Raw genomic sequence first — 14,844 nt, 5'->3', positions numbered from 1 at the left:
GCCGTCGCGAACAAAAAAGGCCCGCATCGCTGCGGGCCTTTCCTCATTCCTCAATTAGTCTATTCCGCCGCTTCGGGGCGGTCCGGTCGGCTGACCACGGTCACGCCGTTCTTTTCCTTCTCCACCAGCCCGGCATCCGGGCTGACGATATAGCGCTTGCTGCCATCGGCATCGGCCGGGATTTCCACGGCCATGCCGTCAAAACCCGCTGGCGCCGCCACGGCCTGACCAACCCGGCCCGCGCCGCGCATCCGGCCGAACCGCTCCATGACCCACTTGATCTGGGCCCACATCACGGTCGGCGCGGTGACCATCACCGGCACCATGATCAGCGTCAGCGCCGTCGAGAAGAACAGCCCCGAAACCAGCGCGGCGCTGAGATGGATGAACCAGGAGCCGGCAATGCCGCCCAGCACGATTTCGCGCCGGATGAAGTCGAACTCCAGATTGGCCCACATCGGGATCACGCCCAGCGCCGTGAGGAACGCGGTCAGCAGCACCGGCCGCACGCGTTGCGCAGCGGTCAGCAGCATGGCCTTGACCGGTTCGACATGCTGGTGGCGGTTATAGTCGTTGTAGGTGTCGATCAGCACGATGCCGTTCTTCACCACGATACCCGCCAGCGCCACGATGCCCAGACCCGTCATGATGGCCGAGAAGCTCATGCCCGTCGCCAGCATGCCGAGCAGCACGCCGGCCACCGACATGATCACCGTCGAGAGCGTCACCATCACCTGGTAGAAGCTGTTATATTCCAGCAGCAGGATGAAGAAGATCAGGAACATCGCCATGCCGAAGGCTTGCACGATGAACGCGTTGGCATCGCCCATCTGCTCTTCAGCGCCGCCATAGGCGATGGTTACCCGCTCGGGGAAGGGCTGTTCGGCAATCCAGCTCTGCAACTCGGCCACCCGGTCGGCGACAAAAACCCCTTCCGGCAGGTTGGCGAGGCCGGCAGCAACCGGCATCTGATAGACCTGATTGCGCCGCTGGATATTGGCGACCTTGGGCACGGCGGTCCGCTCGATGAAATTGCTGACGGGGATCATGCCCTGCGCCGTGGCAATCCGCATCGAGTCGAGCGCGTCGAAGGTGCGCTCGTTCTTGGGCAGGCGAACCTTGATGTCGAGTTCCTTGCCGGTCTCGGCATCACGATAGGTGCCCAGATTGACGCCCGAGGTCACCAGCTGCACATAGGGCGCCAACTCGCGCACCCCGATGCCGTATTTTCCGGCCTCGTTGCGGTCGATGGTGATCTGCCAGTCAATGCCGGGGGAGGGGCGGCCATCTTCGATGTCGACCGTGTTCGGCATGCTTTCCAGATGCTGGCGGATCGCGGTCACCGTCGGCACTAGATCATCGTAATTGGTGCTCTCGACGCGCAGATTGATATCCTTGCCCGCCGGCGGACCATTTTCGGCCGCCAGCACCTGGATATCGAGCCCGGCAAAGCCGGCGACGCGCTCGCGGATATTGGCGAAGATTTCCTCGGCCTTGACGCGATTATTATAATCCACCAACTGCAGCTGGAAATTGCCGATCGTATCCGGCGGCGTGGTGCCGAAGGCGCCGGTAGCGCCGAACTGCATGATCACGTCCTGGATGCCCTGGACCTGCATGATCTCGTCGCCGATATCGGCCAGCATATCGCGGATTTCTTCCGGCGAATAATTGCCGCGCCCCACCACGGCCACCGTGGCGAATTCGGGCTCCGAGGCCGGGAAGGCCTCGGTGCCGGTCGGATGGGTGGCATAGGTGACAAAGATCGTGGCGATGATGCCGAAGCCCACCGCCAGCGTCGGTAACGGCCAATGCAGCAAATGCTCCAGCATCCGCACATAGATGCCGGTCAGGCCCTTGACCTTCTTGGAGTCGAACTTGTCGGCATAGATCACGGTATCGGCGGCCTCTTTGGCCTTCGGATCGATATGCGTGGAGGCGATCACCGCGCCGATCACCGGCATGAAGATCAGCGCCGAGATCAGCGACGCCACCATGACGATGATCACGATCATCGGCAGATAGCTCATGAACTTGCCGATAATGCCCGGCCAGAACAGCAGCGGAATGAACGCGCCCAGCGTGGTCGCCGTAGCCCCCACCACCGGCACGAACATCTTGCGCACCGCCAGGATGAAGGCCTCCTTCTTGGACACCCCCTCCTGCAGTTTTCGCTCGGCATATTCGACCACCACCACCGGGTCGTCCACCAGCACGCCCACGGCGATCACCAGTCCGAACATCACCATCATGTTGATGGTCATGCCCAGCGACTGGGCCACTAGGAACGCCATCATGAAGGACAGCGGGATCGACATGCCGATCATGATCGCCGGGCGGATGCCCAGCGTCGCCACGCAGGTGATCAGCACCAGCGCCACCGCGGTCAGCACCGCCGCTTCCAGCGAGCGGAACAGGCTGGTGGTGGTCTCGGCCTGATCGAGGAAGAAGCTGTAATGCACACCCTCCGGCCAGCTTTCGGCCAGCGTCGCGGTGGTCGCGCGCACCTTGTCGGACACGTCGATGATATTGGTGCCCAGCTTCTTGGACACGCCCAGGATCAGCGCCGGCTGGCCATTGACCGTGGTGTAATCGGTGGCGTCGGACAGCGTGCGGGTAATGGTGGCGACGTCGCCAAAGGTCACGACGGTGTTGCCATCGGTCTTGAGCGGCAGCGCGAACACGTCCTGCGGATTGGTGATGAGGCCGGGAACCTCGATATTGAACGCGCCCTGGCCGGTATTGAGCGTGCCGCCGGGCACCACCATGTTGTTGCGGCTCAGCGCGTCAAACAGCTGGTTGGCGGTCAGCCCATAGGCTTCCAGCCGCAGCAGGTCGATGCGCACTTCGAGGATTTCGTCACGGGCGCCCGAGAGCACGGCCTCGCGAACTTCGCCAATGCCTTCCAGCGCGTCCTGCAGGTCTTCGGCGCGGCGCACCAGTTCCTTTTCGGGCGCGGTGCCATAGACCGCCACCGAGATGATCGGCATGCCAACGAGATCGATTTCATTGACGCTTGGATCATCGGCTTCCTTGGGAAGCTTGGAGCGCAGCGCGTCCATGCGGGCCCGGGTATCGTTCAGCGCCTTGTCCTTGTCGGTATTGATATCGAATTCAAGGAACACCGAGGCGTGGCCGGTGGTCGAGGTCGAGCTGATATTGACCAGCCCCGGCAGATTGGCCAGTTCTTCCTCGGCCGGCTTGGCCAACAGGTTTTCGGCGTCGCGCGGGGCCACGCCGGTCTGGCTGATCGAGACGTAGAGATACGGCACATCGATGGCCGGGAAGCTCTCCTTGGGCATCGAGATATAGGCCGAAATGCCCGCCGCCAGCATGATCACCATGACCGTCAGGACGACGCGCGGCATCCTGAGGATTTTGACGATAAACTCGACCATGATCAGACGCTTTCTGCGCTTGCGGTGGGAGTTTCACCGGCCGTGGCCTTCACGGCCTGGCCGGCGGTAACATTTTCCTGGCCCACGGTGATGACATCGGTGCGCAGCGGCAGGCCGGTGACCCAGACCCCATCGCGGGTATCGCTGACGATGGTGATCTCGTGGAACGCCACCAACCCGTCCTCGACCGTGCGCACGCCCAGCGTGCCTTCATCGTCCAGCGTCAGGGCCGACTGCGGAAGCAGATGGCCGGGGGCGGTGCCCAGGGTCACGATGGCTTCCGCCGTCATCCCGTCGCGAATGGACAGATCGTCATTGGCGAATTCGATTTCAACCGGGAAGGAGCGGGTGGCATTGTCCGCCACCGACGAGATGAACGTCACCTTGCCGTCGATCTTGGCGCCGGTCACCGTGGTGATCACCGCGTCGAGCCCCAGCTTGGCCAGCCCGATGCGCGATTCCGGCACCTGGCCGAGGAACACCATGGGGTTGAGCTGCACGATGGTAGCGCAGGGCTGGCCCTGGCCCAGCATCGAGCCGGCGGTTGCCACCGGGTCCTGCACCACGCCGGCCACCTTGGCCTTGATTTCGGTACGGTTGAGTTCAGCCTGGGCATTGTCGAGCCCGGCCTGTGCCGAGGACACAGAAGCCTTGGCGCCGCTCAGCGCCACGTCAAGGGCCCGGCCGGTATTGGGTGCCGCCAGCCCTTTCGTCCGCAATTCGGCATTGGTGTCGAAATCGAGCTGGGCTTGCACGAGGCCCGCATTGGCCTGTTCCAGCCCGGCCTGCGCCTGCGCCACGGCGGCAACGCGGGTGCCCTGGTCCAGCGTGCACAGGGCATCGCCCACCGCCACGGTCTGGCCCTTGGTCACATGCACCGCATCGACAATGCCGGCAGTTTCCGCCACGGCGCCGACCGAGGCCTTGGCCTGGGTGCGCCCGCGCAGGGGGACGTCAATCTTCATCGGCTCGGCGGTATAGGTCACCGTCTGCACCGTTGGCACCGGGGCCGAGCCGCCATTTTCCGCAGCATTGCGTTGGGCAATGGTCAGGGTCGGATCGGTTTCGGGATGGGGGTGCTCGGCCAGTATGCCGGCCTCGCCCAGCGTCGTGGCGAGAGGACCATTTTCCTGGCCTTCAATCACCGAAATAATCTTGGTTTCGCCCTTGCCTGGGCCATTACCACCGACAACCAGGGTTCCGGTTGCCAGCCAGCCGCCGATACCGAGCAGGATCAGCAGGGCTACGCCATAGGAAAACAGTGCACGCATTCGGTCTCGTCCCTATTATTCAGCCGCGTCTTTGCCCGGCTCGGCTCGCGCCAAAGTGATCAGTTCGTGCATATGGGAGCGCATATGCCGTTCGGCAACCTCCATCACCGCACGACCATAATTTATGACCCAGGCGTCCGAAGCGTTGCTTTCCCGCTGCGAGAAGGCGTCTTCGAGCTTGCGATGGGCCTCGATATTATTTTGCAAAAATTCATTGGCCCGCATCTCCACCAGCTCACGCGGCAGGATATGGGCAAAACGCGCAAACAGCAGGAATGGGCTGCGGAACATGTCCTCGCCCAAGGGTGCTGCCAGTTCCTCGGCGAAGGCCGCACGGCCTGCGTCGGTGATCGAATAGACTTTTTTGGCTGGCTTGCCGCTCTGCTGCTCGGTGCGGCTGGTCACCAGACCAGCATCTTCGAGCCGGGCCAGGGCCGGGTAAATCGAGCCGAAGCTGGCTTCGACGAAATAGGAGCACTCGCCCTCAACGCAAAGCCGCCGGATTTCATATCCGGTCGCTTCCCCGTCATAGAGGATCGATAGGCATAGGGTTCTGACGTTCATGCGCTGGCTCCGCCGGGCATATGCCGGGCCGGTATATGCCGGTTCTGTATATGCCCAGCCGCCATCGCGCAAGTAATCCGCCGCGATTCATCCAGCAGAGCAGTTAAGATCAGGTTGCATGGCTCGGGCAACGACCGCGATGTCATCCCGGCCTTGAGCCGGGACCCATCCTGAAATGATCGCAGCGGCGCGATCTATGGATTGTCCCGCGAAACAGCAGCCTATGCTCGACCTCAGCGAGCCCCCATGCCCTCCCTCCCCCTTGAGGGGAGGGCCGGGGAGGGGGTGGCATTGCGGGCAGCTGGACGACCCCCACCCTCAATCCCTCCCCTCAAGGGGGAGGGAGGCGAACGAACCGATACGACCGAGACGCGACCAACGTGAACAGTCTGGTGGAGTGGAGCCAAACCGCCGAAGTTCCCTAATCCAGCAACTTCACCATTTCCGCCGCCACCCGCTGCGCCAGTTCCACACTCGCCGCCGCTACGAAATACGAATTCAAGAACCCCGATGCCTTCTTGCCATAGGTCATCCGCGCCCCATCCAGCGTCACCACCGCCCCGCCGGCCGCCTCCAGCACCGCCTGTCCCGCCGCCGTGTCCCACTCCGAAGTCGGGGTAAATCGCGGATAAAGCTGCGCATCGCCCCGCGCCAGCAGGCAGAATTTCAGCGACGAGCCGACCGACACATCGGCCTCTACATCCAGCGTTTCACACAAGGACGCCAGCGCCTTATGCCCATGCGATCGGCTGGCCACAATGCGCAGCCGTTCCGCCCCGGCCACCGCAATCGCCCGCCGCTCGCCGACAATCCCGTCCAGCGTATTGCAGAACCAGGCGCCTGAGGCGTCGCCGACAAAGGTCTCGCCCGTCACCGGCGCCAGCACCACGCCCATCACCGGCACGCCATGCTCCACCAGCGCGATATTGACGGTGAACTCGCCATTGCGCTTGATGAATTCCTTGGTCCCGTCCAGCGGATCGACCACGAAATAGCGCTCGCCCAGCACCGGAATGATCCCCGCCGCCACGCTTTCCTCGCCCAGCACCGGAATGCCGGTCGGCTTGAGCAGATCGAGGATCACCGCTTCCGCCGCCGCATCGGCCTCGGTCACCGGCGAGCCATCTGCCTTGGTCTCTGCCGCAATCGGCCGGGCATAGACATCCAAAATCAGTCGCGCCGCGGCAATCGCCGCCTCAAGCGCCAGCCTGGTCAAAGCCTGATCGGTCGGCGCCTGCATGGTCACACTCACCTTAAGCCTCCACCACCACATCGAGCCCCAGATCGAGCGGGGTCGCCGCCATGGTGATCTGGCTGGTGGAGATATAATCGACGCCGGTTTCGCCAATCGAGCGCACCCGCTCCAGCTTCACCCCACCCGAGGCTTCCAGCTTGGCCCGGCCGGCAGTGATCGCCACTGCCTGCCGCAGCAACTCATTGTCCATATTGTCGAGCAGGATCACCCGCGCCCCGGCCGCCAGCGCCTCTTCCAGCTCGGCCAAACTCGCCACCTCGATTTCGATGGCCACCAGATGCCCGGCAAACGCCTCGGCCGCCTGATAGGCCGCCGTTACGCTGCCGGTCACCGCGATATGGTTATCCTTGATCAGGATGGCGTCATCCAGCGCATAGCGGTGATTGGCCCCGCCGCCGCACCGCACCGCATATTTTTCGAACGCCCGCAGCCCCGGCGTGGTTTTGCGCGTGTCGCAGATCTGCGCCCCGGTCCCCGCCACCGCATCGGCGTAAATCCGGGTCAGCGTGGCGATGCCGCTCATATGATTGAGAAAATTCAGCGCCACCCGCTCGGCCGACATCACCAGCCGCGCCGGGCCGGTCACCGTCGCCACCAGCCCACCAACGGCCACCGCATCGCCATCAGCCAGCGCCGGCGTGAACACCACGCCATCGCCCACCAGCCGAAACGCCGCCGCCGCCAGTTCCAGCCCGGCAATCACCCCGGCCTCGCGCGCCGACAGCGTCGCGGTGGCCTTTGCCTCGGGATGCAGCGTCGCCTGACTGGTCAAATCCCCCGCCAGCCCCAGATCTTCCTCCAGCGCCGCGGCGACCGCACGGTCAACCAGCACACGCGGCAATTGGGCAGGCAAGCGGGCAGGGCGGGACATCTTCTGGCTCCTCAATCAGTGACGCTGCTCTACGCGCGCCAGCCAACACTGGCAACCGCCTAACGGGGCATGCTTTTACAACTGGCTTCAAGGTGCTTGGAATACGATTTCTCAGTCGTCACCCTCCCCCTTGCGGGGAGGGATCAAGGGTGGGGGTGGTTTGGCCCCGAGGGCGGGGACAGCGCAGTGCACCACATCCACCAAAATGGCACCATCCCCCCCAACCCCGATCTGATACCTCCCCCTTGATGGGGGAGGCCAGGAGGGGATGGGGGAGGCCAGGAGGGGGTGGAGCCACACGCACCAGTGCGACGAGCGCCCCGCTACACCAAATGCTTCACCGTATGATCCGCCTCGATAATCGCCTTGGTCAGGCTCCCCGTGGCCGGATAGAGCGGGATCAGACACGCCTGCAGCGCGTGATAAATATCCGGCTTGCCGACAAACAGCCGCGACGTCGGCGTCAGATCTTCCTTGAGTTCGCTCAGCCAGCCGCCCCGCACATGGTCGATCACGTGGTTCTCGGCATAGTCCCACAGCTTGCGATACCAGCTCTGGAAATAATCCTCATTGTCGAAGGCCGAAATATAGGCCGCCGCGCCGATGGCCTCGCTCGCCGGCCACCACAGCTTCTCGCGCATGATCGGCTTGTTGTCCCAGTCCAGCGTATAGAAAAACCCGCCATGGGCCTTGTCCCAGCCCAGCTCGATCGACTGGCGGAACAGCTCGCGCGCCGCCGCGGTCACCCAGCTCAGCCGCTTTTCGCCCAGCACCCACAGCTGATACAGCAGCCGCGCCCATTCCAGCCAATGCCCCGGCGTGGTGCCGGACGGGCGGAACATTTCATTGCCCTCATAATCCTTGTCGAGCACCCATTGATCGTCGAAATGCTCGGCCACCCGGTGCCCCAACGGCACGGCATGCTTGAGGATGATCAGCTCGGCGATCCGCTCGGCCTTGGTCAGATAGGCTTTGTCACCCGTCGCCTCATAGGCCGCCATCAGCGCTTCGGTCATATGCATATTGGCGTTCTGCCCGCGATAGGGCAGCAGTTGGCTCCAGTTCTGGTTATACTGGTCCCGCACCGAGCCGCTTTTCTCGTCCCAGAACCGCGTGTTGATCACTTCGGTCACGTCGGCGATCATCTGGTCGGCCAGGGGATGCCCCACCAGCTTGGCGCTCGAGGCTGCCAGCAGCACGAAGGCATGGCCATAGGCCTGCTTGCTGGAATCCTTGGGCCCATGGTCATCCAGCGACCACATATAGCCGCCGTGCCGGGCATCGCGGTGCTTTTCCCAGAGATAGCGCATGCCGTGATCGACGATTTCGTCCGAGCCCGGCCGCCCGATCAGGCTGCCAATGGCAAAGCAATGCACCATGCGCGCCGTGCCATGGATCTGCCGCGTCGAATTATCCGCATCGATCGGCTTGCCGTCATCCTCCAGCTCGAAAAACCCACCCTTGGGATTGATCGACGGCGCCTGGAAAAAATCGAACAGATTATTGGCCTGCCGCATCAGATACTGCTGATGAAACGGCCGGCTCGGCCACGGGGTCGAATTGGTGTTGGGCAGGCTGGCGTCGGTCATGATTGCTCCGGGATGCTGAGTGACCGAGCTATAGCCGGAGCATCGCAACGTTGCAATTTCCAAGGCGCGATCACCCCAGATCGTCACCCTCGGGCTTGACCCGAGGGCTCTACACTTGTGACGCGCGCAGTATGGCCTACCGCCGATACCAGCCTTCCACTCGCGCCACTTCCTCGGCCGAACCCAAAATCACCGGCACCCGCTGGTGAATCTCGCTCGGCATCAGTTCCAAAATCCGCTGCTGCCCCGTCGTCGCGCCGCCCCCCGCCGCTTCGACGATCAGCGCCATCGGATTGCCCTCATAGAGCAGCCGCAGCCTCCCGCCCTTGCTCACAGTCTCGCTATCGAGCGGATACATGAAAATCCCACCCCGCATCAAAATCCGATGGATATCCGCCACCATCGAGCCGACCCAGCGCATATTGTAGCGCTTGCCCGCCGGCCCGGTTTCCCCGGCCACATTCTCGGCCACATAGCCCCGCGTCGCCGCATCCCAAAACCGCTCGCGCGCCGTGTTGATGGCATATTCCCCCGACGCCTTGGCGATCTGCAGCCCGTCGCCGGTCAGCACGAACACCCCGGCTGCATCCAGCGTGAACGCCGCCACGTTCTGCCCAAAGGTCAGCACCAGGCTGGTCGCCGGCCCATAGGCCGCATAACCCGCCGCCACTTGCGCCGTGCCGGGCTGCAACAGTCCGCCGCTGGCCTCCAGCACTGAAAAAATCGTGCCCACAGTGACGTTTACGTCGAGGTTTGAAGATCCATCCAGCGGATCGGTCGCCACCAGATAGCGCCCTTGATTCGGCAGCTGAACCGCTTCATCCAGCTCTTCCGACACCAGAATCGACACATTGGGATTCTGCCCTATGTGATTCAAAACAATGTCGTTTGAGACGATATCGAGCGTCTTCTGCGCCTCGCCCTGCACATTGGTGTGCCCGGCCAGCCCGGTCTGTCCGCTGATCGGCGCCAGCCGCAATACGCCTGCGATTTCCGCACTCGCCGCCGCCATGCTCGCCACCACCGAGGCCAGTTTCGGATCGACAGTCTGGGCAGCAAGCCATTGGGGCAGGGTGGTGGTCATGGGGGCACTCACGGAACGAAAGGAAGGCCACACTCTCCCCAAGCCGCCCCTGCAAACAAGCCCCACTTTCGCAGCACGCCCCTAAATCTCCCGCGCCAGATCCGCCAGCAACCCCGCCGCCACGCTCAGCCGTGACACCGTCAATTCCCCCTGCGTCAGTTCCGCCACCGCCTTCGCCGTCCGCGCAATCCCGGCCTTCTGCCGTGTCGCCCAACCAGCCAGCCCGCCCTCGGTCTTCAGCACATCGGCGGTCAGGTCGCGCTGCGCCCGCATCAGATTGGCCAGTGCCCGGTCCAGCGCCATCCGCTCAAACCGATCACTCAGCGCAATCGTCCGCCCCTGTTCGATCACCGGCCACAGCGCAAAGGTCGCGAACACCCCGAAGAACGCCGCCGCGCCCTCGGCCACCGACACACCCGCACGCTCGCTGACCAGCACGATATCGCTGGCGTAGCCTAGCACCGGCAATTCGGCGATGCGCTGCGCCAGTTCCCCCGGCACGCCCTTGGCCATCAGTTCCGCTGCCATGAAGGTCACCCCTTCGCGCAGCGACGCCGGCAGGCTGGTGCCCAGGATCGCCTTGAGCGCCGCGACGCCCCCGGCATGCCGTGCCACCAGCCCGGCCACGCCCTGCGTCACATCGGCATTGCGCAAAAACCACAGGCTCTCCTGCCGCAGCAGCGCCATCACCTCGGCATAGAGCTCCAACTGCACCGCCCCGGCCACCTGCCCATCCAGCGCATCGATGGCCCGGTTGAGCGCGCCCAGCCCATACACGTCCCGCGTGGCCGCATAGGCCAGCGCCGCCTCGCCCGGACTGGCGCTGGTCGCCGCCGTCAGATCGCTGACAAAAGCCGGCCCGCCGCGATTGATCATCGCATTGGCCAGCACCGTGGCAATCACCTCGCGCCGCAGCCGATGCTCGGCCACCGCGTCGGGGTAAGTCGTGTGAAGGATTTCCGGGAAATACCGATACAGCTCATCGGCCAGATAGGGATCATCAATGGAAATCCCCGCCAGCAGATCGTCATAAAGCGTCAGCTTGGCATAGGCCAAAATCACCGCCAGCTCCGGCCGCATCAGCGCCTGGCCACCCGCCGCCCGCGCATCCAGCGCCGCATCGCTCGGCAAAAACTCCACCGCCAGATCCAGCAGCCCCCGCGCTTCCAGCCGTTCGATCAGCTCGCGGTGGTCCGGCAGTTCGCTGAGCCCCGCCCGCTGCGCCAGCGACAGCGCCAGCCCCTGCAGATAATTATTGCGCAGGCACAGCGCCGCCAGCTCGTCGGTCATGCTCACCAGCAGCACATTGCGCGCGTCCAGCCCCAGCGCCCCGCTCGCCAGCAGCGGCGCCAGCGCGATCTTGATATTGACCTCGAGATCGCTGGAATTCACCCCGGCCGAGTTGTCGATGGCGTCGGTATTGATTCGTCCGCCCTTGAGCGCATAGTCGATGCGGCCGCGCTGCGTCACGCCCAGATTGGCGCCTTCGCCGACGATCCTGGCCCGCACTTCGCTGCCGCTGACCCGGATGGCGTCATTGGCCCGGTCGCCCACTTCGGCACTGGTTTCCTGGGCGCCGCGAATATAGGTGCCGATGCCGCCAAACCACAGCAGGTCGACCTCGGCTTTGAGAATGGCCGAGATCACCTCGGTCGGCGTGGCGTGCTCGCCATTCAACCCCAGCACAGCCTGGATTTCCCGCGTCAGCGAAATGGTTTTGAGGCTCCGCGAAAATACCCCGCCACCGGCCGAAATCAGCCCCTTGTCATAATCCTGCCAGCTCGAACGGGGCAGGGCGAACAGCCGCTGCCGTTCGGCAAAGCTCGCCGCCGCGTCGGGATTGGGGTCGATGAAGATATCGCGGTGGTCAAACGCCGCCACCAGCCGGATTTCCTTGCTCAGCAACATGGCATTGCCGAACACGTCCCCGCTCATATCGCCGACCCCGGCCACGGTGAAGGCATGCTTGAGAATATCGCGGTCCAGCTCGCGGAAATGCCGCTTCACCGATTCCCAGCCGCCGCGCGCCGTGATCGCCATTTTCTTGTGGTCATAGCCGGCCGAGCCGCCCGAGGCGAAGGCATCGCCCAGCCAGAAGCCGCGCCCCACTGCGATCCCATTGGCCGTGTCGGAAAAGCTCGCCGTGCCCTTGTCCGCCGCCACCACCAGATAGGGATCGTCGCCATCGCGCCGCACCACATTGGCGGGCGGCACCACCGCGCCATCGACCAGATTATCGGTCACATCGAGCAGCGCCCCGATGAAGATCGTATAGGCGGCCACCCCTTCGGCCTGCATCGCCTCGCGCGCCATGCCCGGCACCAGCAGCTTGGGTACGAAACCGCCCTTGGCCCCCACCGGCACGATCACCGCATTCTTGACCTGCTGCGCCTTCACCAGCCCCAGCACTTCGGTGCGGAAATCCTCCGGTCGGTCCGACCAGCGGATACCGCCACGGGCGATGGCGCCAAAGCGCAGATGCGCGCCTTCCACGCGGGGCGAATACACCGCGATTTCCCGATAGGGCCGGGGCGCGGCCATGCCGTCCACCAGCGCACTGTCAAATTTGATCGCCAGCGCCGGCATCGGCTTGCCATCGCCATCGCGCTGGCAGGCATTGGTCCGCACCGAGGCTTCCACCAGATTGAGAAAGCGCCGGATGATGGTGTCCTCGTCCAGCGAGGCCATGGCGTCGAGCGCCGCCGCAATATCCTGCCGCGCCAACGCCGCGCGGCTCTCGCGGTCGCCCACCGCCGGATTGTGCAGCGCATCGAACAGCGCCACCAGCGCCGCTGCTGCCCCCGACTGCTTCACCAGCACATCGGCGATATAGCGCTGCGAATAGGAAATGCCGATCTGCCGCAGATAGCGCGACAGTGCCCGCAGCAGCGCCGCATCCGTCCAGCCCAGACTGGTCCGCGTCACTAGCGTATTCAGCCGGTCGGTTTCTGCCAGCCCGTCCCACACCGCCAGCAACCCGTCTTCCACCGCGCCGCCGCGCGTCGCCACGTCAAAGCTGCTGCCATCCGCCGCTTCCAGCACCATGTCATGCAGATAGCGTTCCACGCCGTCGCGCGGCTCCACCGTATAGGTGCGCTCATCGATCACCCGGAAGCCGAACGCCTCCAGCATCGGCACCCGGTCGCTCAGCGGAATCGGGCTGGCGCGGTGGTAGAATTTCAGCCCCAGCGCCCCATCGGTGCCGCTGCGCGCCCGCAGCCTGATCGCCACCCCGGCGCCATCGCCCAGCGTGCGCAGCACCGCGATATCGTCATGCGCATCCGCCGCTGCATTGCGCGACTGATACGCCGCCGAAAACGCCCCGCGATAATCGCTGATCGTCGCCGGGTCAGGCGCCGTGGCCACCAGCATGTCGCCGAAATTGGCGGTCAGCGCATCGACCTGCGCCTCCAGCTCGGCCCGGCTCGGCTGCGGCGTCGGGCCCGCCAGCCGCCCGATGATCACATGCAGCCGCACCAGCTCCGCTTCAAGGAAATGCGGATAAAACGCCGAGAGCCGCCCGTCATAGATTTTCGCCAGATATTGCGTGATCCGCGCCCGCGCTTCGCCGTCATAGCGGTCACGCGGCACATAGACGAGGATCGACACGAAATTGTCGAAGCGGTCGATGCGCGACAGCACCCGCACCCGGGGCCGGTCATGGAGCCCCGCTATCACGCTCGAAAATTCGAACAATTGCTCGACGCCGATCTGGAACAGCTCATCGCGCGGATAGGAGTCCAGCGCGCTCAGCAGCGCCCGCCCGGCATGGCCCAGCGGGTCGACCCCCGAGCGCCGCATCACCTCAGCAATCTTGCGGCGGATGATCGGCACTTCGGTATGCGGCGTCGCCTGCGCCTGCGCGGTGAACTGGCCGACAATGCGCAATTCGCCCTGCGCCTTGCCGTCGCCGTCCAAAATCTTGACGCCGACATAGTCCATATGCACGCGCTGGTGCACCCGCGCCCGCACATTGGCCTTGGTCACCAGCAGCGGCTCGTTGGACGCCATGAAATCGGCATGCTGGGGCGTCGACTCGACAAAGCTCGGCCCGCTGCGCAGCACCTTCAAATTCGGGTCACGCAAAATGCCCAGCCCGCTATCGTCCACCGGCTCCAGCCCGTCGCCCGCCAACCGATATTCGCGCATCCCCAGAAAGGTGAAATTATGCTCGGTCAGCCAGTCGAGAAAGCGCAGCGGCTCGTCCTTGTGCCCGCTCGGCGCGCTTTCCAGCGCGGCAATGGCCCGGCGTAGTCGCTCCAGCATCGGCTGCCAGTCGCGCACCGCCCGCATCACTTCGGCCATGGTGGTTTCGAGTTCGCTGCGCAGCGCATCGATATCGGCCACCGGATCGCTGTGAATATGCAGCACGCTCAGCGCCCGCCCGGTGCCCTCGCTCACCTGCCCATTATCCACCCGCACTACGGGATGGGTGAACAGCCGCACCGTGCCGCCCGCCGCCCGCACCGCCGCCAGCGCGCTGTCGACGATGAACGGCATGTCCGGCGAGACGATATCGAGCACCAAGGGCTCGCCCGGCTGGGTTGGGGGCGTCGCCGTCAGCCGGCTGTCATCGCCATCATAGGCCAGCAGCAGCTGATAGGATTGCCGCAGCGCCGCCTCGAATTGCGCCGGCGCCTGCCGCTCCAGATCCTCGCCATCGGTCGCCAGCACACCCGCCCTGAGAAAGCGGGCAAACCCGGCTTCCTCACCCGTCAGTGCCGCAGCCCGGTCCAGCAGCGCCAGACGGTTCGATTGTCCCAGGTCCATTCGAAGACTCCCCAATTCGCATGGCCACTCTAGGCAACGCCG

8 protein-coding genes are annotated in these 14,844 nt (G+C 64.4%); all 8 read right to left on the bottom strand.

Going from position 1 to position 14,844, the window contains the following annotated elements; translation table 11 throughout:
* Nucleotides 1-59: 59 nt before the first annotated feature.
* The 8 genes from ACX3OW_RS17035 to ACX3OW_RS17000 all read right to left on the bottom strand — a co-directional run bounded on the left by ACX3OW_RS17035 (nucleotide 60) and on the right by ACX3OW_RS17000 (nucleotide 14,802).
* On the bottom strand, nucleotides 60-3,398 hold the full coding sequence (locus ACX3OW_RS17035; RefSeq protein WP_459096988.1) for an efflux RND transporter permease subunit: 3,339 nt from the start codon (nucleotides 3,396-3,398) through the stop codon (nucleotides 60-62).
* Nucleotides 3,399-3,400: 2 nt separating this feature from the next.
* Complete coding sequence (locus ACX3OW_RS17030; RefSeq protein WP_459096987.1) at nucleotides 3,401-4,669, bottom strand: efflux RND transporter periplasmic adaptor subunit; 1,269 nt, start codon at nucleotides 4,667-4,669, stop codon at nucleotides 3,401-3,403.
* 15 nt (nucleotides 4,670-4,684) lie between these two features.
* Nucleotides 4,685-5,233, bottom strand: a complete 549-nt coding sequence (locus ACX3OW_RS17025; protein WP_459096986.1) for a PadR family transcriptional regulator — start codon at nucleotides 5,231-5,233, stop codon at nucleotides 4,685-4,687.
* Between the two features lie 421 nt (nucleotides 5,234-5,654).
* Nucleotides 5,655-6,485, bottom strand: a complete 831-nt coding sequence (gene cysQ, locus ACX3OW_RS17020; RefSeq protein ID WP_459096985.1) for a 3'(2'),5'-bisphosphate nucleotidase CysQ — start codon at nucleotides 6,483-6,485, stop codon at nucleotides 5,655-5,657.
* 1 nt (nucleotide 6,486) lies between these two features.
* A complete protein-coding gene (nadC, locus tag ACX3OW_RS17015) occupies nucleotides 6,487-7,359 on the bottom strand; it encodes a carboxylating nicotinate-nucleotide diphosphorylase (protein WP_459096984.1) in 873 nt (290 codons plus the stop codon).
* Between the two features lie 323 nt (nucleotides 7,360-7,682).
* On the bottom strand, nucleotides 7,683-8,948 hold the full coding sequence (locus ACX3OW_RS17010) for an AGE family epimerase/isomerase (RefSeq protein WP_459096983.1): 1,266 nt from the start codon (nucleotides 8,946-8,948) through the stop codon (nucleotides 7,683-7,685).
* A 136-nt stretch (nucleotides 8,949-9,084) separates the two neighbouring features.
* Complete coding sequence (locus ACX3OW_RS17005; RefSeq protein ID WP_459096982.1) at nucleotides 9,085-10,032, bottom strand: class 1 fructose-bisphosphatase; 948 nt, start codon at nucleotides 10,030-10,032, stop codon at nucleotides 9,085-9,087.
* A gap of 81 nt (nucleotides 10,033-10,113) precedes the next feature.
* Nucleotides 10,114-14,802, bottom strand: coding sequence for an NAD-glutamate dehydrogenase (locus ACX3OW_RS17000; protein ID WP_459096981.1), 4,689 nt, complete (start codon nucleotides 14,800-14,802; stop codon nucleotides 10,114-10,116).
* Nucleotides 14,803-14,844: the final 42 nt, after the last annotated feature.

This window comes from Devosia sp. A449, assembly GCF_054489375.1.
Note: the sequence above shows the minus strand (reverse complement) of the source record. Positions and strands in the feature narration are given on the sequence as shown.